The following is a 22,301-nucleotide window of genomic DNA, read 5'->3' on the forward strand; positions in this document are numbered from 1 at the left end:
GGGCCGGTGAGAATGCGCCAGCTTCTGGCCGGCCTTGCCCTTGTGACGGGAGCGTGCGCGCATGCGCCGCTCCCCGAGCCGGATACGAAGGCGGCGCAGACCGGCGCATGCCGGACCGGCTCGGCCAGTCTGCATTTCGATTTCGCCGGCGCTTCGGCCTCGGCCTGTTCGGTCACCGGTGAAAGCGATTTCGCCCTGCTCGTGACCCCCGAACATGCCCCCCCGATCAATCCCAGCCCGTGGTATGCCTTCCGCTACCAGGCGGCCCAAGCCGCGAGTGTGACGCTGCGCTATCTCGGCGGGCAGCATCGCTATACCCCCAAGTGGAGCGACGGCAGCGGCAACTGGCGCACCCTTGCATCGCAACCCGCGCAAGACGGCAAGGGCGCGATTGTGCGCCTGCCTGCGGGCGCGGGCGTGGTGGCCGCGCAGGAGATCATCACGCCCGGCGATGCACACGCCGATCTTGCCCGCTGGAGCGCGGCGAGCGGGGCTGCGGTCTTCACGCTGGGCCAGTCGCATGACGGGCGCCCGGTCGAGGCGATCCGGCTGGGCCGCGAGGATGCGCCGCGGCTGGTGGTGCTGCTCGGCCGCCAGCATCCGCCCGAAGTCAGCGGCGCCATCGCCATGCGGACCTTCGTCGACACGCTGGCGGTGCCCGCGCCGGCGTTAGGGGACGTGCAATTCCTTGTCGTCCCGATGCTCAATCCCGATGGCGTGGCCCGCGGTCACTGGCGTGCCAATCGCGGCGGACGCGATCTCAACCGCGACTGGGGCCTGTTCACCCAGCCCGAAACGCGCGCGGTCAAGGCCTGGCTCGATGCCCTGCCGCAGGGTGTTCGCCCGGTGCTTATGGTGGATTTCCATTCCACCCGCAGCAACCTGTTCTACGTTCAGGGCGCCGACGAGGCGAGTGCGGCCCAGCAGCGCTTCCGCGCGGCATGGCTCGACGGGCGGGAGAACGCGATTGCGGGCTATCCCTTCACGATCGAACCGCGCAATGCCAATCCCGGCAGCGGCACGGCCAAGAACTGGTTCCACGCCATCTACGGCATTCCGGCCTATACTTATGAAGTTGCCGACGAGGCCGACCGGGATTCCGTCCGGGCCGCGGCCAAGGCCTTTGCCCAAGGCCTGATTCCGGCGCTCGAGGCGCTGCGGGACTGAGCGGCGGAGCCATTCGGCACGCCATATCTTCCAATCTATAAAACAGAATGGTTTTGAAGATATATTGAATTTTTCAGACAATGAATGCTCGTCTAGACAGCCGTCCTGCCAACCCCAGACGAAAGGGCCGGAGCATGGACAGAGCCAACCACAAGCCCGAATCCACAGCGTCGCAGCACCGCATCCGGTCGCTGCCGACAGCCGGCGAGGGTGCGCGCGGATTGCGGCTGGTGAGCACCGGTTTGCGGCTCGCCGCACCGATCGAGGCGAGTGATCCGGCCTGGGCCGATGCCATGGCGCAATTGCTGCGCTGGCTTGATGTCGCACTCGAGCCGGTAGCGCTGCGCCGGTCGGCGGGTCTGGGCAAGGTCGCCGATTGGGCGCGCGCCGCTGGTGTAACCGCAGGGGCGACGCAGTTTGCGCCATGGCAGGCGATTTCGCCGGTCGCGCTGCAACAGGCCGCCAGCCCCGAGTTGCCGCGCGCCGACTGGGTCGCCAGCTATCTGTTCGACCACGGGCAGGGCAATGCGGCGCGTTCCGGCGCGCTCGACCTGGTGCTTATGTCGGCCCATCCCGCGCGCTGTGAAGCCGAGCAGGAAGGCGAGGCACCCTTGCCGCGTCCGGCAATTGTCGAAGCCATGATCCGTGCCGCGCGGGCAGAAGGGCGCTCCAGGATCGCGATCATCGTACCTGCCCGCCAGCGCAATGCTGCCGCACGCCAATTGCTGCTGGCCGATCGCACGCTGACCCGTGAGGAGGGGCTCTCGCTCGAGATTGTTGCGATCGAGCAGGCGCTTGGCGGAATGCTGACCGCACGCCCGCGCTGGGATGCGATGATCGTCAGCCCTGAACTGCGCAGCATTGTCTTTGCCATGCTGGCGCAGGCGACCGGCCTTGCCGCGCCCTTGCCGATGCTGTGGCACGCAGGCAGCGACCTCGTGCTGGTTGCGAGCGAGCTGCTGGGCGAGGCGGGCGCGCGCGTGCCGATGGACGCAGCAGTGCTGGTCCAGGCGCTGGCGCTGACCTTGCGCCATTCCGGGATGACCGCAGCTGCCCTGCGTCTGCACGAAAGCAGTGCGCAACTGCGCGACAGCGGGATCGTCACCGCCTCGCGCGGATCGCCCGCGCCATATGTCACCGAGGTCGACGATGCCCAGTTCGTGCAGCTGGTTTGCGCGGGCGCGCAGACCGGTAGGCGCCCGGTCCCTCAATGGCTCGCCTTGCCCGATTTGCCGGTTGCCGGAACCTCAGGCGCGCCCGTGCGTCTTACTCTGGTAGCCGAAAACTCATCTTCCCCCGTTTCCTGAAAGGGAGTCTGACATGCCGAGCCGAAAAATCGTCGCGACCGAGCTTGCCAATGTCCTGCGCCAGATCTCCCATCCCGACCGGATTCGCCTGCTGCTGAAGCTGCAGGCCGGGGACATGACGGTGAACGAAATCGCCGAAGCGCTCGAGATTCCGGCGACACGGGTTTCGCAGCATCTCGGCGTGCTCCGCGCGATTGCCCTGGTGGAGACCGAAAGCCAGGCGCAAAAGCGGGTCTACCGTCTCAACCAGCCCGAGCTGGCACTGTGGCTGATCGACGGCATCGATTTCATCGCCCACCGGCTCGGCCGCGCCAGCGCCAAGGACATCGAGATGGCCAAGGACCTGTGGCAGCAGGAAGCCTCGGAAACCGTTATCTGAAACCTGTTCTCATGCAGCCGGACGCTGCATCAGCGAGGCGATCGAGGTTTTGGCAGGGTCCCCCGAACGCCGCCCGTAGCGTTGCACAAGATCATTCCATTCGACGATCAGGCTGCCTCCTGTGCTCTGGTGGAGCTTCTCCCAGGACGACAGCATCTCGAGGCAGGCGTGGTCGATATAGTCGAGTTTCTCGACATGGATATGGACCTCCGAACCGCGCGGCGCCTTGTCCAGCGCAGCCGATAGCTGCGGGATCGAGAAGAAGGTCGCCGAACCCGTCATAAGGACATCGGCGCGGTTGGTCTCGGGATCATGCGCGACGTCGATCGACAGGTGCGAGAAGGTGTAGACCAGCTTGAGCGTCGCCAGCACAAAGCCGAGAATCACGCCCGTCAGGAGGTCGATCGCCACCACGCCGAACAGCGTGACGAAGTAGATCGCCAGCTCCTGCTTGCCGAATTCGGCGATCTTGCGGATCTGCGCGACGTTGACCAGCTTGTAGCCGGTATAGACCAGGATCGCGGCCAGCACCGCAGTCGGGATCTCGTTCAGCACAAAGGGGAAGGCGACTACCGCGAGCAGCAGCCACGCGCCATGCATGATCGCTGAGATGCGGGTGGTCGCCCCGGCCTCGACATTGGCGGCCGAGCGCACGATCACCCCTGTCATCGGCAGCGCACCCAGCGCGCCGCAGATCATGTTGCCGATGCCCTGCGCGCGCAGTTCCTTGTCGTAATTGGTACGTGCGCCGATGTGCATCTTGTCGACCGCGGTCGCGCACAGCAGCGTTTCGGCACTGGCGACGAAGGCAAAGACAATGCCGAGCGTCAGGATCTCGGTGTCGAGAGCGCCCGAAAGCGCCTCCATCGTCGGAATGTTGAGCGCGTCGGTGAGATTGGCGGGCAAGGCTACCAATGTGATCGGGAGCGCGAAGGCGAGCGCGAACAGCGTGCCGACGATAACCCCGAGCAGCGGTCCGGGCAGCAGCGCGAGCGACTTCGGCCTGAACTTGTTCCAGCCGATGATGGTGACGATGGTGATGATCCCGGCCATGGCGGCAAGGTGGTGCACCGATCCGTCAGCCGGGAACACCTTGATGATCGCCTCCGGGATCGCGGCAAGATTGGCAAGACCACCCGAGCGCGGGGCATCGTCGAGCATGACGTGGAACTGCGAGGCGAAAATCAGCACGCCGATACCTGCCAGCATCCCGTGGATGACCGAGGGCGAGATGGCGCGGAACCATTGGCCCAGCCGCATCGCCCCGGCGAGCAGTTGCAGCGCGCCCGCGATCAGGCCGACCACGCCGAGCATGATCAGGCCGTGGTCGCTGACCAGCTGGAACACCAGCACCGCCATGCCCGCCGCAGGGCCGCTGACTTGCAGAGGCGAACCGGCGAGGCTTCCCACCACCAGCCCGCCGATGATGCCGGTGATCAACCCGAGCGCGGGCGGCGCGCCCGAGGCGATGGCGATGCCCATGCACAGCGGCAGGGCGACCAGGAACACCACGATCGAGGCGAGAAAATCACGCCCGACGACGGCGGAGTCCATTTGCTGGGCAGGCAGGGTTTTCATCATGGGGTGCTCCGGCGCGGCGGGGAGAGGGGGTTGGGCGTGAAGGCCCGGTTCAACAGGCGTGGCTGGCAAGCGCTGCGGAGGCCAGCTCGCTTGCGTAGCGTTCCTCGACCGGAAGCCAGCTGCCGGTGCCCTCGTCGAAGGCGGAAACCTCGCCGGTCTTGATGTCATAGACCCAGCCGTGCAGCTTCACCGCCTTCTGGGCGAGTGCGACCGCCACCGTCGGGTGGGTCTTCAAGTGCTGCAATTGCAGGATGACGTTCTGTTCGAGCAACATGCGCATCTTGGCATCAGGTTCGAGCCCGGCGCCCATCGCCTCGGTGATGTCGACCGCGCCCTGCGCATAGCCCAGCCATTCGCGCACGTGCGGCAGGTTGGTCAGGCCTTCGCGGTTCATCGCGCCCTTCATCGCCCCGCATTCGGTATGGCCGCAGATGACGATATGCGGGATCCCGAGCGCGCCGATGGCGAATTCGATCGAAGCCGTCATGCCGCCGGTCTGGTTGGTGTGCGGGGGCACGATATTGCCGGCGTTACGGCAGATGAACAGCTCGCCCGGATCGGTCTGGGTGAGCATCGCGGTTTCGATCCGGCTGTCCGAGCAGGTGATGAACAGCGCCTCGGGGCTTTGACCGGTGGCGAGCCTTTCGAACAGGTCGGCCTTTTCAGGGAAGACCTCGCGCTGGAACTTGACCACGCCATGAGCGAAATGGGGCATTCTTACGATCCTTTCAGCCTTGATTCTCGGGGGCGTCAGCCGTCCACAGCGCGCGCACCTTTTCGATATGCGCGCCTTCACCAAGGCGGTTGCGGACTTCGACGAATTCAAGCGCCTCGACGAGCCAGGCGGCGATGCCGGGATGGGTCAGGCGGTAGAAGTGATTGCGCCCCTCGCGCCGGTCCTCGACGATCCGGTGGGCGCGCAGCGGGGCGAGATGCTGGGAAATGCGGGTCGCAGGCAGATCGAGCGCGGCGGCGATGGTTGACACGTCCCGTTCGCCCAACCGCAGCTCCTCGATCAGGCGGAGCCTGTCGGGATGGGCCAGCAACCTCAACAGGTCAGCCAGCTCGCGGGATACGATGATCCTGCTCGGCATATTCCCTCCCATATCTGCATGCATATGCAGATGTGTACCTTTGTAGCTATTGAAAATATTCGATTCGGTCAAGCGATTGCTTGCTTTCGCTCGGCGCCCGGTCGAAACTCGCCCGCGACAGGAGGAGGGGCCGATGACATCGCCGAGCGCGCATCCCGACGATCCGCATTATGTCCATCGCACCGGCTGGCTCAGGGCTTCAGTCCTTGGCGCCAATGACGGGATCGTGTCGGTTTCCTCGCTGATTCTCGGGGTGGCGGCGGCGACGCCGGAACCCGACGCGGTGCTGGTCGCGGGGGTGGCGGGGCTGGTTGCCGGGGCCATGTCGATGGCGGCGGGCGAGTTCATCTCCGTCTCCTCACAAGCCGATTCCGAACGGGCCGACATCCGCCGCGAGAAAAAGGCGCTGGTCGACACCCCGGAGCAGGAGCTGGCCGAACTCGCCGCGATCTATCGCGATCGCGGCCTCAGCCACGAAACCGCGCTGATCGTTGCACGCGAACTGAGCGCCAAGGATGCGCTTGGTGCCCATGTCCGCGACGAACTCGGCCTGACCGAGGAACTGGCGGCGCGTCCCCTGCAGGCGGCACTGGCATCGGGCGTCACGTTCAGCGCGGCGGCGGCGATCCCGCTGGTGGCGGCCTGGCTCGCTCCCGCAGATGCGATCATCGCGGTGGTCCTGACGGTGTCGGTCGTCACGCTTGCCATACTCGGCGCGATGGGCGCGCGTGCGGGCGGCGCGCCGATTGTTCCGGCAACCTTGCGGGTGCTCGGCTGGGGCATCTTCGCGATGGCGGTAACCGCCGCGATCGGTTCGCTGTTCGGCATCAGCGTCTGATTGGCGGGGATCAGGCGGGCGGAGGGCCTGCGTTGTCTTTCTCATGGCCCCGCGGCCATCGGGTTGCTATGAACAACCGGTTCAAGCCAACCGGGGAGTTCGCTAGCGTGGCCATCGCCTTTTCCGTCAACGGCAAGCAGGTCAGTGTCGAGGCCGAGGCCGACACGCCCTTGCTCTGGGTCCTGCGCGAGGATCTGGAGCTTACCGGCACCAAGTTCGGCTGCGGCATCGCCGCCTGCGGCGCCTGTTCGGTCCATGTCGACGGGCAACTGACTCGTTCCTGCAGCGTGCCTGTCAGCGATATCGCGGGCAAGGCGGTGACCACGATCGAAGGGCTCAAGGCCGAGGACGGCACGCTCCACGCCGTGCAGCAGGCATGGGTCGATGCGCAGGTGCCGCAATGCGGCTATTGCCAGTCGGGCCAGATCATGGCCGCTGTCGCGCTGATCGAACGCACCGGCACGCCCAGCGATGCGCAGATCGACGAGGCGATGACCAATATCTGCCGCTGCGGCACCTATCCCCGCATCCGTCAGGCGATCCTCGCTGCAACCGGCCAAGCGGCCAAGGCTTCCGCCACCACGCAGGGAGAGGCATGATGGCCGACAATCCCAATCCCAACATCGAGGAAATCAAGGCCGCGCCCGCGCCGGAAACCCCAGTGAAGAAGAAGGGCGTCAAGCGGCGCATCTTCCTTGCCGGTTCGGCGCTGCTGGTGGGCGGCGGCGTGTTCGGGCTCTACTGGTCGGACAACAGCGCCCGCACCCGCGCCCGCCAACTCACCACCGGCGAGGGCGAACACAACTTCCTTACCTGGATGAAGATCGCCGAGGATGACACCGTCACCCTGTTCTCGCCGCATATCGATTTCGGTCAGGGCACGCACACGGCGCTCGGCCAGATGCTGGCCGACGAGCTTGATGCCGATTGGAGCAAGGTGAAGGTCGAACAGGCGCCGTCCGATGTCGCTTTCTCCAACACCGCGCTGGTGCAGAGCTTCCTTGGCGAGATGACGGGCTATCCGGGCGTGATCAACGCTCTGCCCGCCGCGCTGATCGGGATGCTGACCCGGTCGCAGAAGATCCAGATCACCGGCGGTTCTTCCGCCGTGCGCTTTACCGGGCAGGGCGGAATGCGCGTCATCGGCGCGGCGGTGCGCGCGGCGCTGGTGGCGGAAGCGGCTGACCGGTTGGGCGTTTCCGAGGGCGAACTGACCACGGCGGACAGCACGGTGACCCATGCCGCGTCGGGCCGCAGCTTGCGCTATGGAGAGCTGGCAGCGGGCGCTGCCGAGCGTTCGCTGTCGCGTGATCCGGTGCTCAAGACGCGCAGCCAATGGAAGCTGATCAACAAGCCTGTCACCCGGCTGGATATCCCCGCCAAGGTCGATGGCAGCGCGGTCTACGGCATCGACTTCACCTTGCCTGACATGCGCGTCGCCACCATCGCCGCAGCTCCGGTGCGCGGCGGCAAGCTGGAAAGCGTCGACGAGGCTCCGGCCATGGCGGTGCCGGGGGTCGAGAAGGTGGTGAAGCTTGACGATGCGGTCATCGTCGTCGCCAAGGGCTACTGGCAGGCGGCCAAGGGCCTTGCCGCGCTGTCGCCCAGGTTCACCGACGGCGGCAATGGCGCCATGTCCACGCCCGCGATCTACGCCGCGCAGGACAAGCTGCGGGAGGCTGGCAAGCCCGACAACCAGGCGGGCGAAGGCGATGTGGATAGCGCTTTCAAGGCGGCAGGCGACAACGTCATCACCGCCGATTTCCGCGTGCCATTTCTCCACCATGCGATGATGGAGCCCTTTGCGCTCACCGCGCATTTCAAGGACGGCAAGCTCCACCTGTGGGGCGGCTTGCAGGACCCGATCGGCGCACGCGACCGCGCGGCCAAGGCCGCCGGGATGGACATCGACGACGTGCTCTTCAATCCGATGATCATGGGCGGCGGTTTCGGCCGGCGCTTTCCGGGCGTGACCGAGATCCTCGATCAGGCGGCGCTGCTGGCAAAGCAGGTTCCCTATCCGGTCAAGCTGGTGTGGAGCCGCGAGGAAGAAGTGCGCCACGGCACTTACCGCCCGCAATCCTCGGCGCGGCTCTCGGCCACGCTCAAGGACGGGCGCATCGCGGCATGGCGCAATGATTACGTGCAGGGCGACAATGCCGAGGGCGAAGTCGGCTTCATCTATGATGTGCCCGCCACCTCGCGCCGCCATTTCGCTTATACCACCAACCAGATCGACGGGCCGTGGCGCTCGGTCAATTCGACCCAGCACGGGTTCTATAACGAAAGCTTCATCGACGAACTGGCGCACGCCGCGGGCGAGGACCCCTACCAGTTCCGCCGCAAGCACCTGCCCGAAGGCTCGCGCCACCAGAAGGTGCTGGACGAAGTGGCAAAGCACGCAGGCTGGGGCACGCCGCTGCCCGAGGGTGTCGGGCGCGGGATCGCGATTGTCGAGAGCTTCGGCACCATCGTCGCCGAAGTGATCGAGGCGGGCGTCAAGGAAGACGGCAGCCCCAAGGTGCTCAAGGCATGGGCGGTGGTCGATTGCGGGACCACGGTGAACCCCCTGAACGCCGAGGCGCAGATCGCGGGCGGGATCATCATGAGCCTGTCCGCGACCATCGGCGAGGCAATCACGCTTGCGAACGGCGCGGTGGTGGAGAGCAATTTCACCGATTACAACCTGCTCAGGCTGGCCGATGCGCCGCCGGTGATCGACGTCCACTTCATCGAGAGCGATGCCCCGATGGGCGGGATCGGCGAACCCGGCGTGCCGCCCGCCTCGGCGGCGCTCGCCAACGCGCTGTTCGCCGCGACCGGCAAGCGCATCCGCACTCTGCCGATCCTGACCCAGGCCAAGGCCTAGCTTGGACGGCTGGGCCGCGCTGATCCTCGCCGCCGGGGCTGGCAAGCGCTTCGGCGCAGCCGGGGGTGGGGGCAAGCTGCTGACCGATCTTGCCGGCGCTCCGGTGATCCGGCGCACGGCGCAGGCCGTGCTCCGGGCGGGTTTCGGTGAGGTGCTGGTGGCGAGCGGCGCGGAATATCGGGCCATCGCGGCCGCGCTTGAAGGGCTCGCCTGCCGCATCGTGCGCGCACCCGATTGGGAAGAAGGCATGGCTGCCTCGCTGCGCGCTGGCCTTGCGGCACTTGGCACGGCGGAGCGGGGCGTCTTCGTGTTCCTCGGCGACATGCCGCTGGTGCCGGTAGAGCTCTGCGCGCCGCTGGCAGAGCTTGCGAGCCGCGCAGGCTATGCGGCGCGCCCGCGGGTCGCGGGAAAGCCCGGCCATCCTGCGGCCTTTACCCGCGCTGCCTTGCCCGATCTGGCGCGGCTGACGGGCGATATCGGCGCCGCGGCGCTGCTCAAAGGCCGCAAGGACGGCGTGGCCTACCTTGAAACCGATGCGGCCGGCGCCGTGCTTGATATCGATACGCCCGACGATCTCGCCGCCGCAGAACGTGCATGGAAGGCCTGCGCGACCTCCGCCACCAGCGAGAGCGCGATATCGCGCGGGGCCTTGCCGAAACCCTGAAGCCCGATCGGGGCATGCAGCCGCGCGATCTGCGCTTCGCCCACCCCGTGGCCGCGCAGCCGCGCCAGGCGCGCATCCAGCCGCGCCCGTGCACCGATCGCGCCGACATAGAAGGCTGGCGATTGCAACGCGGCAGCAAGCCCGCGCTCGTCATCCTCGCGGTCGTGGGAGAGCACGGCGATGGCGGTCCAGCGGTCCATACCGATCGCCTCCAGCGCCGGCGCGGGCGCGCTGCGGTGATAGGCGATGCCGGGCAAGGGCGAAGCTTCCGGCCCGCCCGGGGCGACCAGCACCACCTCGATCCCCGACGCAAGGCCGATTTCGGCCGCGGCGAGCGCAGCGGCATCCTCCCCGATCAGCACAAGCCGCAGGCTGGGTTCGAACAGCTTGGAATAGCGCACGCCGTCCCATCCGAAGGCAGGGATGTGTTCGTGACCGGCGCAGCGGTTGCTCCCGTCGCTCGACCACAGCACCGGCCGGCGCGCGCCATGCGCTGCCATCAGCGCCGTCACTGCCGGATCGTCCGCGCCGACCGGCTCGACCAGCACGGTAATCGCGCTCCCGCAGGCAAGCTTGATGTCGATCCACGGACTGCCCTCGCCATAGCGCAGGCGCCGTGACTGCCCATCGGCAAGCGCTTCGCGGCCATGGCGGGCAACGTCGGCCTCGATGCAGCCGCCCGACAGGAAGCCCCAGTATTCGTGGCTCGTCACCAGCATCTGCGCGCCGCATTCGCGCGGGGCCGAGCCTTCGACCTCCACCAGCGTGGCGATGGCGAATGCCTCACCCGCCTGCCGCACGGCTGCGAGCGGGACACGGATATCGTCGATCTGGGCGGTCATTCGCCAGGATGTCATGCGCGGTCCGCTTTCTGGATGAGTGTCTCCCGTAATCGTCTCGCAGGACACGCGCAATCGCCCTGTGTCGTGTTCAATCCGGTGGCCAAATGACGAAGGCGTGGTATCTCCCGCGCAAGGCGGCAAACCGCCACAGGGGAGAGATATGGGTCGTTTCATCACTCTGCTGCTGGCCGTGCTGGCCTGCCTTGCCGCGCCGCTGCATGCGCAGGATGCCGGACGGTTGATCGAGTACGAGCGCGTGCCTGCTGCGGGTCTGCCCGACCAGCGCCTGACGGTCTGGCTTCCGCCCGGCTATGACGCCGGCGAGCGGCGCTACCCGGTGCTCTACATGCATGACGGTCACAACCTGTTCGACCTGAAGAACAGCAATTTCAAGAAGATCTGGGCTACCGACAAGGCGATGATCGCGGCGGTCGATTCCGGCAAGGTCGAGCCGCATATCATCATCGGCATCTGGGCGCCGGGGGCGGATCGTCACCGGCAATACCTCCCGCGCAGCCTCTACGACATGACCAGCGGCAATCTGCGCGCGCAGATGGACGGCATGACCAGTGGCGGTGTGATTTCCGACCGCTATCTCGAATGGATTGCAGGGCCGCTCAAGGCGTGGGTGGACGAAGCTTTCCGGACCCGTCCCGGGCGCAACGACACCGCCATCGTCGGATCGAGCATGGGCGGGCTGATGAGTTGTTACGCCTTTCTCGAAAGGCCGCAGGTCTTCGGTCGCGCAGGCTGCGTCTCCTCGCACTGGCCGGCGGTCGATCCGCGCGCCATCGCCGCCGACGAGGCGCAGCTCAAGGCGGCGTGGGACGGCTGGTTTGCCGCCCGCCTCGGAGCGCCTGATGGGCGGCGGGTCTGGATGGATCACGGCACGGCAACGCTCGACCAATTCTACGCGCCTTACCAGCAGGTGGTGGACGCAAGATTTGCCGCGGCAGGGTGGGAGAAGGGCCGCGACTGGGAAAGCAAGGTTTACGAAGGCGCCGAACACGAGGAAAACGCCTGGGCAGCACGCCTGCCGGAGATCTTCGGCTGGCTGCTGGTCAAGCGGGATTAGCGCAGGGCGAAAGCCTCTTTCGCGAGGCGTTCCACCGCCGCCTTGTCGGGCGCGCCCTTGGGGGAGACCCAGCTGCCGCCGACGCACAGGACCGGATCGAAGGCGAGCCATTCGGGCGCGTTTTCCAGACTGATCCCGCCGGTGGGGCAGAACCTGCACTGACCGAAGGGTGCAGCCAGAGCCTTGAGCGCGGGCAATCCGCCCGCCGCCATCGCCGGGAAGAACTTGAAGCGGTCAAGGCCCAGATCGAGCCCGCGCATGATGTCGCCCGCATTGGCGATACCGGGCAGGAAGGGCACGCCTGCCGCCACCGCGGCCTTGCCCAGCGGTTCGGTGAGGCCCGGCGAGACGATGAATTCGCTTCCCGCCTCCAATGCCGCGTCCAGCTCGCGAGGATTGGTGACGGTTCCCGCGCCCACAATCGCGCCTGGCACCTGCTTCATCGACCGGATCGCGCCCAGCGCCGCAGGGGTGCGCAACGTCACTTCGAGCACGCGAAGGCCCCCTGCCACCAGCGCCTCGGCCAGCGGGACGGCGTGAGCTTCGTCCTCGATCACGATCACCGGAATGACCGGTGCCACGCGCATGATGGCGTCGATATTCATCGCTTACATTCCTCCGGTGGCGAGCATTGCGCTGGCACCTTGCTCGGCCCCGTCGGCGAAGCGGCGCATCATGCCGAACAACTCGCGGCCTGTGCCCCATTCCTCGCGCGGATCGGGTGCGGGTTCGCGGCTCGCGAGGTCGGCGGTGGTGTTGAGTTCGCAGGTCACCGCGCAGACCTTGATCATGTCGCCATCGCGCAGGCGCGCCAGCGGGCCGCCGCCGCCCCCTGCTCCTGCAAATGCTTCGGGCGTGCAGTGGATCGCCGCAGGCACCTTGCCGCTCGCGCCCGACATGCGGCCATCGGTGACGAGGGCGACCTTGAACCCGCGATCCTGCAACACGCCGAGCGGCGGGGTCAGCTTGTGGAGTTCGGGCATCCCGTTGGCGCGCGGGCCCTGGAAGCGGACGACAACGACCACATCGCGGTCAAGTTCGCCGGCCTTGAAAGCGGCCGCGACGGCGGCCTGATCGTCGAACACGCGGCACGGGGCTTCGATCGTCCAGCGGCTTTCATCCACCGCCGAGGTCTTGAAGCAGGCACGGCCGAGATTGCCGGTGAGCAGGCGCATGCCGCCATCGGGCTTGAACGGGCTGGCGACCGGGCGGAGCATGGTGTCGTCCATGCTGGGGCCGACCTCGCGCCACACCAGCGCCTCCCCATCAAGGCCCGGCTCGCGCGCATAGTCGCTGAAGTCCCCGCGCCCGACGGTCAGGATGTCGGGGTGGGCCAGCCCCTCGGCGAGCAATTCGCCGATGACATAGCCCATGCCGCCTGCAGCGTGGAACTGGTTCACATCGCCCGAGCCGTTGGGATAGACCTGCGCGATCAGCGGGACGGCGCTGGACAGTTCCGAAAGGTCGTCCCAGTCGAAGATCACGCCCGCGGCGCGCGCCATGGCGGGCAGGTGGATCGCATGATTGGTCGATCCGCCGGTGGCGAGCAGGCCGACGGCGGCGTTGATCACCGCCTTTTCATCAACGCACAGGCCGAGCGGGCGGTAGTCATCGCCCTTCTTCCCCATCGCCGCGACACGGTGCACCGCCTCGCGGTCGAGCGCCTGCCTGAGCTGCGTGCCCGGCTGGATGAAGGCGCTGCCGGGAATGTGCAGCCCCATCATCTCCATCATCATCTGGTTGGAATTGGCCGTGCCGAAGAAGGTGCAGGTGCCCGGCGAGTGATAGCTCTTCATCTCGCTTTCGAGCAGTTCGGCGCGGGTCGCCTTGCCTTCGGCATAGAGCTGGCGGACGCGCTGCTTTTCCTTGTTGGGGATGCCGGTGGGCATCGGGCCGGAGGGCACGAAGATGGTCGGCAGGTGGCCGAAACGCAGCGCACCCATCAACAGGCCCGGCACGATCTTGTCGCAGATGCCGAGCATCAGCGCGCCGTCATACATGGCGTGGGACAGGGCGACCGCCGCCGACAGCGCGATCACGTCGCGGCTGAACAGCGACAGCTCCATGCCCGTCTCGCCCTGCGTCACCCCGTCGCACATCGCCGGCGTGCCTCCCGCGACCTGCGCCGTCGCACCGACCTCGCGCGCGTAGATCTTCAGCCGGTCGGGATAGCGGCCATAGGGCTGATGCGCGGAGAGCATGTCGTTATAGGCGGTGACGATGCCGATATTCGCGCCGCGACCGGCGACCAGCGCGGCCTGATCTTCCAGTGCCCCTGCATAGGCATGGGCGAGGTTCGAACAGGATACGGCATTGCGCTCGCCCATGTTGTCGCCCTCGCGGCGGATGAGGTCGAGATAGGCGCTGCGGGTCGGCCTCGAGCGTTCGATGACCCGCTGCGTCACCTTGCGGAGCGTGTCGTGAAGGGGCTTACTCATGCCAGGTTACTCCGTCGCGTTCCGCCAGCGCGATCGCCGCGCTCGGGCCCCAGCTGCCGGCGGTATAGGTCTTGGGGGTGAGCCCCTCGGCGTCCCAACCGGCGCGGATCGCATCGACCCATTCCCACTGCGCCTCAACCTCGTCACGGCGCACGAACAGGGTCTGGTCGCCCTCGACCAGATCGAGCAGCAGGCGTTCATAGGCGATGCGCCGCACCGCACCGGTAAAGGCGTCGGGCATGGCGATATTGAGCGGCACGGAGCGCAGGCGGATGCCCTCGCGGTCGAGGCCGGGCACCTTCGCCATCAGCGAGAGAGTGATGTTCTCCTCCGGCTGGATGCCGATCACCAGCCGGTTGGGCTGCATCGTCGCGCCCTTTCCGGCGAAAATGCTGTGCGGCACGCAGCGGAACTGGATCACGATTTCGGTCACGCGCCGGGGCAGGCGCTTGCCGGTGCGCAGGTAGAAGGGCACGCCCTTCCAGCGCCAGTTATCGACATGGGCCTTGATCGCGACGAAGGTCTCGGTGCCGCTGTCCCTGCCCAGTTCCTCGTCATAGCCCGGCACGGCCTGCCCGCCGATGGCGCCTGCACGATATTGCCCGGTAACGGTTTCACCCGCGACCACGGCGCGCAGCGCGCGCAGCACCTTGACCTTTTCATCGCGCACCGCGGTCGCATCGAAATGCGCAGGCGGCTCCATCGCGACGAGTGCGAGCAGTTGCAGCATGTGGTTCTGCACCATGTCGCGGATCGCCCCGGCATCGTCGTAGAAGGCAACGCGCCCTTCAAGGCCGACCGTCTCGGCCACGGTGATCTGCACGTGGTCGATATGCGCCGCGTTCCACAGCGGCTCGAACATCAGATTGGCGAACCGCAGCGCCAGCAGGTTCTGCACCGTCTCCTTGCCGAGATAGTGGTCGATACGGAAGATCCGGCTTTCGGGGAAGGCGCCCGCCACCGCATCGTTGATCTCGCGGCTGCTTTCCAGATCGGTGCCGAGCGGCTTTTCAAGGCACATGCGCACGTTCTCGCCCGTCAGCCCGGCGGACTGGAGCCCCTTGATCGTCGGGCCGAACAGGCTCGGCGCGGTCGAGAGGAAGATCGCGAGGCCATGCTTGGGCGTGCCGACCTTCCTTGCCAGCGCGTCGTAGCCCTCCAGCGTGGTCGCATCGAGGGTCTGGTAGGCGAGGCGGTTGAGAAACTCGGCCATGCGCCCGCGGCGTTCCGCGGGCAGGTATTTCTCCAGCGCTGCACGGGCAAAATTGCGGTATTCGCTATCGCTCATGGCGCTGCGCGCGGTGCCGATGATCTTGAGATCGGGCGCGAGCAGCCCGTCGGCATCAAGCGCGAACAGGCTGGGCAGCAGCATGCGCTGGGCAAGGTCGCCCGTGGCTCCGAACAGCAGCAGGCGGTCAGCGGTGAAGCTCATGGGGTAGCCCTTTCCTCGTGCGTCCTACCTAGGCGCACGGGGAATTATCTGCCAGTGGGCGCATACTTATTCAATTTCGGCCACCTTCGGTGGCGCAGACCTCCCGCCCCGCCTCCCCACCCGGCCACCATACCGTAATGGTATTCTTGGTGGCCGGGTGGGGAGGCGGGGCGGGAGGTCTGCGGTTCGCGTCAGCGAACCCGCAAATCAGGCCGGCCTGCGCGCGTAGAATCCGAAGCCGGCAATGATCGCGTAGCACGCCGCCGGCAGCACCAGCGCGAAGGCAAGGCTCGTCTGGTCGGCCAGGGCGCCGAACATCGGCGGAATGATCGCGCCCCCGCAGATTGCCACGTTGATGATCCCCGATCCGTCCGCCGCGCGCGGCCCCAGCTTTTCGCAGGCGAGGGAGAAGATCGTCGGGAACATGATCGCGTTCATCAGGCCCACGGCCAGCAGGCTGTAGCCCGCGACAACGCCGGTCGAGTTGGCCGAAATCGCGATCAGGGTGATCGCTCCGGCGGCAACGGTTGCCAGCGTCAGGCCCGGGCTGACCATCCGCAGGACAGCAGAGCCGATGAAACGGCCCACCAGCGCGCCGCCCCAGTACAGCGAGATCAGCTTGCCCGCGTCCTGTTCGCCGATGTTCAGCACATGGGCCTGCATCAGGTAATTGACGATGAAGGTGCCGATCGCGACTTCCGCGCCGACGTAGAGGAAGATGCAGGCCGCCCCGTAACCGAAGCGCGGGCGCTTCAGCAGGGCAAGGCCATCGGCAAGGCTGGTCTGTTCGTGGCGTTCGCCCTTCAGCCGGTTGCGGAACAGCCACACCACGCCTGCGACCACTGCCAGCGCGGCAGCGAGGCCAAGATAGCCGCCGACGATCGCCTGGCTTTCGGCGGTGCGATAGGCGGCAAGCTCGGCGCCCGACAATTGATCGGCGCTGACCGTCGCAAGACCGCCGAGGATCAGGATCGCGCCGAAATAGGGGAAGATCGTCGTGCCGAGCGAATTGAAGCCTTGCGCGAAGGTCAGCCGGCTGTGTGTGGTGCGCTCGGGCCCCAGCAGGCTGATCAGCGGGTTGGCGACGATCTGCACCAGCACCACGCCGGTCGCGAGGATGAAATAGGCCAGCAGGAACATCGGGAACAGCGCGGTCTGGCTCGCCGGAATGAACAGCAGGCAGCCTGCCATCATCGTCACCAGCCCGGCGACCGCGCCGCGCATGTAGCCCAGTTTCTTTATTGCCCGCGCGCCGGGAATGCCGACCAGCGCATAGGCGATAAAGAACCAGAACTGCACAAGGCTCGCTTCGAAGAAGCTGAGCGTGAACAGCTCTTTCAGCTTGGGGATGATCACATCGTTGAGCGAGGTGATCCCGCCGAAGATGAAGAACAGCGCGAAGACGAAATAGTTCAGCCCCGGCGCATCCACCTGCGGCGCATCGCCCGCGCCATTCCCCACGGCCGTTGCCGCACCCGGTGCCCCAATGCCTGGAACCACTGCCATCGCTGCTCTCTCCCCGTGTCGCGCTTTTCCTGGCAGCGCCTTCTTGCGAACGTTCACAATCCGCTCGTCATGGCAGATTTGCAAGAGCCTTGCGCACAAATCCAGTGCGAATAGCAATGCAGCGCGCGCTTGCGCGGGGATAACATCAGGCCCTAGAGAAAGGCGCATGAACGGGGGATCCAAGAGACGGCCGACATCCTTCGATGTGGCGGAGCGGGCGGGCGTCAGCCAGCCGACCGTCAGCCGTGCGCTTTCCGGTTCTCCCGCGATTGCCGAGGCGACCCGCCGCAAGGTGATCGAAGCGGCCGAGGCGCTGGGATATTTCGTCGATGAGCGCGCGGCGCGGCTGCGGCGCGGTTCCACCGGCACGCTCGCCGTGGTGGTGATCTGCCGCGAGGGCGACAGCGCCTCCACCATTAACCCCTTCGCCTACGCGCTGCTCGGAAGCGTCTGCGTCGCCGCCTCCGAACGGGGCTTCGAAACGCTGGTGAGCTTTCAGGCGCGCAGCGCCGATTTCTTCGGCCATTACCAGGAACAGGGCCGCGCCGACGGGTTGATCGTGATCGGCACCACCACCAACAGGCAAGCGTGGGAATATTTCCGCTCGCTCGAAAGCGACGGGCGCCGCGTCGCCTATTGGGGCTCGCCTTTCGAGGATCTGGAATGGGTGCGCTCGGACAACCGCGCGGCCGGGCGGCTGGCGGTAGAGCACCTGCTGGCACAGGGCTATCGCCGCCCGTGCTTTCTCGGCGCGCTGGGCACGCCGCAGGTGCAGTTCACCGAACGCTATGAAGGCTATGCCGAAGCGATGAAGGCGGCGGGGCTGGAACCCTGTCTTGCCCCCACCGTCAACGCCGCCACCCGCGAGGAGGAAGGCCGCCGCGCCGCGCGCCGGTTGATCGAGCGGGGGGAAGATGTCGACGCGGTCTTCGCCGCCTGCGACGCCATGGCGCTGGGCGCGATCGAGGCTTTCGCCGCCGCCGATATCGGCGTGCCGCAGGGTATGGGGGTGATGGGGTTCGATGATCTGGTGGCCGGCCGTTTCAGCCGCCCGCCGCTGACCACCATCGCGCCTGATCCGGCCGAGGCGGGCGCGGCGCTGGTCGAGGCAGTGCTGGACGATGCCGCTGCGGCGCGGCGGCGGGTGCCGGTCAAGCTGATCGTGCGCGGGAGCACGGCGCGCGGCTGAGGCGCCGCCAGAGTCCGGCTTGCCGTCGCCAGACCCCTTCCAGACCCCGTTCAGACCCCGCTTGCCCCCGCCTTGACCCCTGTTTGCCAGGGGGTTTCACGTGAAACACCGGCGCTTCGCCTCACCCGTGCGCGCCGAATTCATTGGCGATTGCGGTGCTGATCCTGAGCGACAATTCATGCGCCCGGGCAATCGGATTGATGAAGTCGCGCTCAATCGCGCCGTAGCCTTCCTCGCCCCCGTCCGGGTAATCGCTGGGTTCCTCGAGCGGGAAATCGCGCGGCCCCGGCACCCTCACCGGGAAGGCCCGCCGCAGCTGGGCGAGAGCCTCCTCTACGCGCAGGGTCAGCACCATCTCGATCACGTCGCGGCGGCTGATGTCGTTGGCTCGGCTGAACGCGGGGACTGCCACCACCTTGAGGAACATATGTTGCAGCAGCGCCAGCCGCAGCGCCTGCAGCACGCCAATGCGGCGCCGCACATGCTCGCGGTTCTTGTCCGGCGCGTCTCCGGGCAGAAGGTCGGTCAGCTTGTGGAACTTGAGCGCGTCGATCCTGAGACGCGAGGCGAGGCGGCGGAATACCCCCGTCCGATCGTCCCCGACGAGGTATTCCGCGAGTGCCGCACACGAATCGGCGAGGTGATCTTCCGTGCCGCGATAGGTGCGGCTGGCCCAATAGGCCGAATTGAACAGCTCGCCGAAGGCCGCGACTGTCTTGATGCTCGCAAGCGCATTGGAGGCCAGCGCCAGCCGCATGATCTGCCGTCCGCGAGGGCTCTCGGTCAGCAGGGCCGCGATTTCCTCGCGGTTGGCTTCCGCCGCGCTGCCGATCCCGGCGATCACATTGACCGGATAGCCCAGTTGCTGGAGGATCGCATTGTGCGGGATCGCTCGGATCTGACGCAGGCTCATCTCGCGGTCGGCGTTGATATCCGATTGGCGGCGCGAGACGCGGCTGCCGGTGGGATTGAGCAGGCCGAGCCCGAAGGCGGTCACCGCGCGGGCATAGGTGCGGCTGGCGAGATGATCGCTCTGGTGCTCCTTGATCGCGCGGTAGAAATCGAGGCTCAGGTCGGTGCGGTGATAGAAGGGGTCGGCCGGGGCGGCCAGATCCGTTTCGGCAGGGCGCAGCTCGGCAATGCGGGTGAGGGTCGCCAGCGCCAGTTCGGGCGTCGCGAAGAACAGGTAGCCATCGCCGCCCTGAAAGCTGACCTCTGGCTCCAGGCGGATGCCCGCCCGGGCAAAGCGTCGCCGCGCCCAGGGCGAAAGCGGCCATTCGAGCCGGTCGCGGAACGAGGCTGGATGCGCGCCGCGGCCCATGCTTTCGCCGTGGGTGTTGAACACCAGCGCCGCCACATCGGTGAGGCCGTTGGCCGCCATCGCCTCGGCCAGCCGTCCCTGAAGGCGCTCGATCGCGAGGCTGGCGGGGATCTGCCCGACAAAGCGCCCGGCATCGGAAAAGCCGGTCTGCACCGCCACCCGGCCCCGCAGGCGTGCGTAATCGCGATAGGCCGGTTCAGCCAGCAGCGCGTCGAGAAAGCGCCCGCCGTGCTCCAGTGCGGTCTCGGTCTCGAACAGAGGCGAGACGTCGACCTTGTCCTCGACCCCGAACAGCTTGGCAAAATACAGCGCAGCGAGGACGGTGGCGGGCTGTTCGCACTCGGCCACCAGCATCCGGACCGGCGCGTCGGCATCGATATGCTTGAGGATCTGCGCCATGGCGATGAACTGGCGGATCGCGGTCGAGCTTTCGGTGGCGAGCGCGGCGAAATTGGTGCGCAGCGGGGCCGCTTCCTCGACCATGCGGCGCAAGGTGGCGAGTGCGCCCTTGCTGGCAAGGTCGATCACCTCCCCTTCGGGCAGACGGCGGCGGATCGCGTTGTGAAGCTGCTTGGCGTTTACCCGGAAGTGGATCCAGCCCATCCCCAGACCATCGGCGCGCATCGCTGCGGCGAGGGTGAGCAGGCGGGCGGCGCGCGGCGCTTCGGCTGTCTCGGCCTCTTCCTCCAGCGCGGCGATCAGCGGGGCGAGGGTGAGCAGGTTGTCCGCACTGTGCGCGGTCAGCCGGTTGGCGGCCGTCGCCAGCGCTTCGGCAGAGGACAGATCGCCAGCAAAATCCTCCGCGCGCTCCTTGGCGAATATGGTCGCAGGGCGCAGGGTGCCGAGCAGCGGATGCTCGGCATCGATGGCTTCAAGGCTCGCGGTGTAACGCGCGAGCCGCTCGGCCTTTTCCGAAAGGCGGAATGCGATCGAGGTGTGCCAGCCGATATCGGTGCGCCCGTCCATGTCATAGCCGACCCAGCTGGCAAACCGGAACGGTAGGGGACGAAAGGCTTGCCAGCTATCGGGCCAACGGTTGCGGGCTTCATCCAGCAGCCGGACCACGATGGCGTCGCGTGCGTCCTGAGCCCGTGCCATTGCCGCCATTGCCTCGCCATGCTCGAAGGCGAGCGTCACGGGTTTCCGCCCGGTGGGGGCGGCGCACAGGCTTTCATCGATCCCGTCTGCCGCAGATGCGGCCTCGGCCACTGCCGCGGCCTGTGCGGGGGCGAGCAGGAAGGTCGGATGGGCGGTGAACACGGCATTGAGTTGGGGGCGTTCCCAGCGGGCGCAGAACGTTTCGAAATCCTCCTCCGCATCGGCCAGCGCAGGCGTGTCGGCCGGCGGGACGAGCAGTCGGCGCAGCTTGCCCGCGCGGGCCTTCAACCCTTCGCATTCGAGCGCGGCGACAAGGCCGGTTACCTCATCAAGGCTGATCTCGCCGCTCTCCAGCGCGCGCGACAGGTCGAGCGACAACTGGAACACCGGATTGAACAGCGGCGTCTCGCGCGTGCGCACGTGAAGATCGCCGAGCCGCGCCTCGAGTTCGGCGATGGTCTTCATGCCGCCTCGCCATGCTGTGCGAAGAAAGCCGCCGCCGCGCCGAACAGGCCGGGCTGGGGGTGGACGATGAGCTTGACCGGGATGCCCGCCATCAGGCTTTCGAAGCGTCCCTTGGCACGGAACCTCTCGGCAAAGCCCGAGGCGAGCAAGGTCTCGCGGATGCGGTAACCCAGCCCGCCGGCGATCACCACCCCGGCAAAGCCCCCTTGGGCCAGAGCGATATCGCCCGCGACCGAGCCCAGCGAGAGGCAGAACCGGTCGACTGCGGCGGCAGCAAGGCTGTCTTGCCCGCTGGTGCCAAGGTTCCAGATCTCGATCGCGTCACGCTCGGGCACGCTGCGCTGTTCGAGCGCGGCCAGTGCCTGGTAGATGTCGACGATACCGGGTCCGGCTACCACCCGTTCCACCGAGACGCGGTTGTGGCGGCGGCGCAGGCGGGCAAGGATGGCATCCTCGATGCTGTCGAGCGGCGCGAAGTCGATATGCCCGCCCTCGGTCGCCTGCACGCGGTATTGTGCGCCCGACCGCCACAGATGTGCGACACCAAGACCGGTGCCGGGGCCGAGCACACTGATCGTGCCCTCGCTCCCCAGAGGCTTGTCCGGCCCGGCAAGGTGCAGGAACTGGCTGTCATCTGCGCGCGCCACGGCATGGGCAACGGCGGCGAAATCATTGACGAGGGTGAAGCGTTCCACGCCCAGCTTCTCGGTGATGAGCGCGGGGCGTATGATCCACGGATTGTTGGTGAAACGGATGACGGGATTGGGGTTCCCCGGGTTTCCGACTGGTCCAGCAATCGCCATGCTGACGGCAGGCGGCAGGGTGCCGCCCTTGCGCGCGCGGAAGGCTTCCCACGCGGTCTGGAAGCTCGCGTGATCGGCAGTGTGGAGCGTTTCCGGCTCATCCAGGCTGATCGCCCCGTCCGCCCCCGCCCGGGCGACGGCAAAGCGCGCATGGGTGCCGCCGATATCGACAACCACAGTCTCGCGCATGGCTTTTCCCCCTTTCGCTCGCATCGCTGAGGGGGTGTAGCAGG

Annotated in this window: 18 protein-coding genes and 1 pseudogene; 9 read left to right on the forward strand and 10 right to left on the reverse strand. The window is 67.0% G+C overall.

Annotation, left to right across the window (positions count from 1 at the left end):
• Positions 1-12 precede the first annotated feature (12 nt).
• The 3 genes from I603_RS12610 to I603_RS12620 all read left to right on the forward strand — a co-directional run bounded on the left by I603_RS12610 (position 13) and on the right by I603_RS12620 (position 2,853).
• The gene (locus tag I603_RS12610) at positions 13-1,167 is read left to right on the forward strand and encodes a M14 family metallopeptidase (protein ID WP_068865588.1); all 1,155 of its coding nucleotides are present in this window, start codon (positions 13-15) and stop codon (positions 1,165-1,167) included.
• A gap of 134 nt (positions 1,168-1,301) precedes the next feature.
• Positions 1,302-2,474 carry a hypothetical protein gene (locus I603_RS12615; protein WP_068865589.1) on the forward strand — a complete coding sequence of 391 codons (1,173 nt, stop codon included), beginning with the start codon at positions 1,302-1,304 and terminating at the stop codon, positions 2,472-2,474.
• 13 nt (positions 2,475-2,487) lie between these two features.
• Positions 2,488-2,853, forward strand: a complete 366-nt coding sequence (locus I603_RS12620; protein ID WP_068865590.1) for an ArsR/SmtB family transcription factor — start codon at positions 2,488-2,490, stop codon at positions 2,851-2,853.
• Between the two features lie 9 nt (positions 2,854-2,862).
• On the opposite strand, the gene I603_RS12625 is transcribed toward I603_RS12620, so the two are convergent.
• The 3 genes from I603_RS12625 to I603_RS12635 are packed head-to-tail and all read right to left on the reverse strand — an operon-like array spanning position 2,863 to position 5,528.
• Positions 2,863-4,434, reverse strand: coding sequence for a SulP family inorganic anion transporter (locus tag I603_RS12625; protein ID WP_232305387.1), 1,572 nt, complete (start codon positions 4,432-4,434; stop codon positions 2,863-2,865).
• Between the two features lie 49 nt (positions 4,435-4,483).
• Entirely contained in the window at positions 4,484-5,149 is a 666-nt protein-coding gene (locus tag I603_RS12630) for a carbonic anhydrase (RefSeq protein ID WP_068865591.1), read from the reverse strand.
• 13 nt (positions 5,150-5,162) lie between these two features.
• The gene (locus I603_RS12635) at positions 5,163-5,528 is read right to left on the reverse strand and encodes an ArsR/SmtB family transcription factor (RefSeq protein WP_068865592.1); all 366 of its coding nucleotides are present in this window, start codon (positions 5,526-5,528) and stop codon (positions 5,163-5,165) included.
• Positions 5,529-5,661: 133 nt separating this feature from the next.
• On the opposite strand from I603_RS12635, the gene I603_RS12640 reads away from it, so the two are divergent.
• The 4 genes and pseudogenes from I603_RS12640 to I603_RS14845 form a co-directional block, all read left to right on the forward strand.
• The gene (locus tag I603_RS12640; RefSeq protein WP_068865733.1) at positions 5,662-6,366 is read left to right on the forward strand and encodes a VIT1/CCC1 transporter family protein; all 705 of its coding nucleotides are present in this window, start codon (positions 5,662-5,664) and stop codon (positions 6,364-6,366) included.
• 68 nt (positions 6,367-6,434) lie between these two features.
• Positions 6,435-6,965, forward strand: a complete 531-nt coding sequence (locus I603_RS12645; RefSeq protein ID WP_068865593.1) for a (2Fe-2S)-binding protein — start codon at positions 6,435-6,437, stop codon at positions 6,963-6,965.
• The gene (locus tag I603_RS12650; protein WP_084440105.1) at positions 6,962-9,235 is read left to right on the forward strand and encodes a xanthine dehydrogenase family protein molybdopterin-binding subunit; all 2,274 of its coding nucleotides are present in this window, start codon (positions 6,962-6,964) and stop codon (positions 9,233-9,235) included. The genes I603_RS12645 and I603_RS12650 overlap by 4 nt, the downstream gene beginning before the upstream one ends.
• A gap of 1 nt (position 9,236) precedes the next feature.
• Positions 9,237-9,725 (forward strand): annotated as a pseudogene (locus tag I603_RS14845) (nucleotidyltransferase family protein); the annotation flags it as partial.
• 29 nt (positions 9,726-9,754) lie between these two features.
• On the opposite strand, the gene I603_RS12655 reads toward I603_RS14845, so the two are convergent.
• Positions 9,755-10,756, reverse strand: coding sequence for an XdhC family protein (locus tag I603_RS12655; RefSeq protein WP_068865594.1), 1,002 nt, complete (start codon positions 10,754-10,756; stop codon positions 9,755-9,757).
• Positions 10,757-10,901: 145 nt separating this feature from the next.
• Between I603_RS12655 and I603_RS12660 the strand changes: the two genes are divergently transcribed.
• Positions 10,902-11,816, forward strand: coding sequence for an alpha/beta hydrolase (locus tag I603_RS12660; protein ID WP_068865595.1), 915 nt, complete (start codon positions 10,902-10,904; stop codon positions 11,814-11,816).
• Here I603_RS12660 and eda read toward each other — a convergent pair.
• The 4 genes from eda to I603_RS12680 all read right to left on the reverse strand — a co-directional run bounded on the left by eda (position 11,813) and on the right by I603_RS12680 (position 17,192).
• Positions 11,813-12,421: a bifunctional 4-hydroxy-2-oxoglutarate aldolase/2-dehydro-3-deoxy-phosphogluconate aldolase gene (eda, locus tag I603_RS12665; protein ID WP_068865596.1), complete on the reverse strand. Its 609-nt coding sequence runs from the start codon at positions 12,419-12,421 to the stop codon at positions 11,813-11,815. The two genes, I603_RS12660 and eda, sit on opposite strands and share 4 nt — an antisense overlap.
• Before the next feature lie 3 nt (positions 12,422-12,424).
• The gene (gene edd / locus I603_RS12670; protein WP_068865597.1) at positions 12,425-14,254 is read right to left on the reverse strand and encodes a phosphogluconate dehydratase; all 1,830 of its coding nucleotides are present in this window, start codon (positions 14,252-14,254) and stop codon (positions 12,425-12,427) included.
• A complete protein-coding gene (gene zwf / locus I603_RS12675) occupies positions 14,247-15,686 on the reverse strand; it encodes a glucose-6-phosphate dehydrogenase (RefSeq protein ID WP_068865598.1) in 1,440 nt (479 codons plus the stop codon). Before zwf ends, edd begins: the two co-directional genes overlap by 8 nt.
• Positions 15,687-15,893: 207 nt before the next feature.
• On the reverse strand, positions 15,894-17,192 hold the full coding sequence (locus tag I603_RS12680; RefSeq protein ID WP_068865599.1) for a sugar MFS transporter: 1,299 nt from the start codon (positions 17,190-17,192) through the stop codon (positions 15,894-15,896).
• Positions 17,193-17,358: 166 nt separating this feature from the next.
• Between I603_RS12680 and I603_RS12685 the strand changes: the two genes are divergently transcribed.
• The gene (locus tag I603_RS12685) at positions 17,359-18,381 is read left to right on the forward strand and encodes a LacI family DNA-binding transcriptional regulator (protein WP_084440107.1); all 1,023 of its coding nucleotides are present in this window, start codon (positions 17,359-17,361) and stop codon (positions 18,379-18,381) included.
• Positions 18,382-18,502: 121 nt separating this feature from the next.
• On the opposite strand, the gene I603_RS12690 is transcribed toward I603_RS12685, so the two are convergent.
• Together I603_RS12690 and I603_RS12695 are read right to left on the reverse strand one after the other, a co-directional pair.
• On the reverse strand, positions 18,503-21,265 hold the full coding sequence (locus tag I603_RS12690) for a phosphoenolpyruvate carboxylase (RefSeq protein ID WP_068865600.1): 2,763 nt from the start codon (positions 21,263-21,265) through the stop codon (positions 18,503-18,505).
• The gene (locus I603_RS12695; RefSeq protein WP_267889893.1) at positions 21,262-22,281 is read right to left on the reverse strand and encodes a glucokinase; all 1,020 of its coding nucleotides are present in this window, start codon (positions 22,279-22,281) and stop codon (positions 21,262-21,264) included. Before I603_RS12695 ends, I603_RS12690 begins: the two co-directional genes overlap by 4 nt.
• Positions 22,282-22,301 lie beyond the last annotated feature (20 nt).

This window comes from Erythrobacter dokdonensis DSW-74 (assembly GCF_001677335.1).
Taxonomy (GTDB): Bacteria; Pseudomonadota; Alphaproteobacteria; order Sphingomonadales; family Sphingomonadaceae; genus Erythrobacter; species Erythrobacter dokdonensis.

Excerpts from the sequence above, each read along its gene's own strand:
- I603_RS12630 (WP_068865591.1), bottom strand. The coding sequence starts at position 5,149 with ATGCCCCATTTCGCTCATGGCGTGGTCAAGTTCCAGCGCGAGGTCTTC.
- I603_RS12640 (WP_068865733.1), top strand. The coding sequence starts at position 5,662 with ATGACATCGCCGAGCGCGCATCCCGACGATCCGCATTATGTCCATCGC.
- I603_RS12695 (WP_267889893.1), bottom strand. The coding sequence starts at position 22,281 with ATGCGAGCGAAAGGGGGAAAAGCCATGCGCGAGACTGTGGTTGTCGAT.
- I603_RS12690 (WP_068865600.1), bottom strand. The coding sequence starts at position 21,265 with ATGAAGACCATCGCCGAACTCGAGGCGCGGCTCGGCGATCTTCACGTG.
- zwf (WP_068865598.1), bottom strand. The coding sequence starts at position 15,686 with ATGAGCTTCACCGCTGACCGCCTGCTGCTGTTCGGAGCCACGGGCGAC.
- I603_RS12615 (WP_068865589.1), top strand. The coding sequence starts at position 1,302 with ATGGACAGAGCCAACCACAAGCCCGAATCCACAGCGTCGCAGCACCGC.
- I603_RS12680 (WP_068865599.1), bottom strand. The coding sequence starts at position 17,192 with ATGGCAGTGGTTCCAGGCATTGGGGCACCGGGTGCGGCAACGGCCGTG.
- I603_RS12650 (WP_084440105.1), top strand. The coding sequence starts at position 6,962 with ATGATGGCCGACAATCCCAATCCCAACATCGAGGAAATCAAGGCCGCG.
- I603_RS12625 (WP_232305387.1), bottom strand. The coding sequence starts at position 4,434 with ATGATGAAAACCCTGCCTGCCCAGCAAATGGACTCCGCCGTCGTCGGG.
- I603_RS12635 (WP_068865592.1), bottom strand. The coding sequence starts at position 5,528 with ATGCCGAGCAGGATCATCGTATCCCGCGAGCTGGCTGACCTGTTGAGG.
- I603_RS12660 (WP_068865595.1), top strand. The coding sequence starts at position 10,902 with ATGGGTCGTTTCATCACTCTGCTGCTGGCCGTGCTGGCCTGCCTTGCC.
- I603_RS12610 (WP_068865588.1), top strand. The coding sequence starts at position 13 with ATGCGCCAGCTTCTGGCCGGCCTTGCCCTTGTGACGGGAGCGTGCGCG.
- I603_RS12645 (WP_068865593.1), top strand. The coding sequence starts at position 6,435 with ATGAACAACCGGTTCAAGCCAACCGGGGAGTTCGCTAGCGTGGCCATC.
- edd (WP_068865597.1), bottom strand. The coding sequence starts at position 14,254 with ATGAGTAAGCCCCTTCACGACACGCTCCGCAAGGTGACGCAGCGGGTC.
- I603_RS12655 (WP_068865594.1), bottom strand. The coding sequence starts at position 10,756 with ATGACATCCTGGCGAATGACCGCCCAGATCGACGATATCCGTGTCCCG.
- I603_RS12685 (WP_084440107.1), top strand. The coding sequence starts at position 17,359 with ATGAACGGGGGATCCAAGAGACGGCCGACATCCTTCGATGTGGCGGAG.
- eda (WP_068865596.1), bottom strand. The coding sequence starts at position 12,421 with ATGAATATCGACGCCATCATGCGCGTGGCACCGGTCATTCCGGTGATC.
- I603_RS12620 (WP_068865590.1), top strand. The coding sequence starts at position 2,488 with ATGCCGAGCCGAAAAATCGTCGCGACCGAGCTTGCCAATGTCCTGCGC.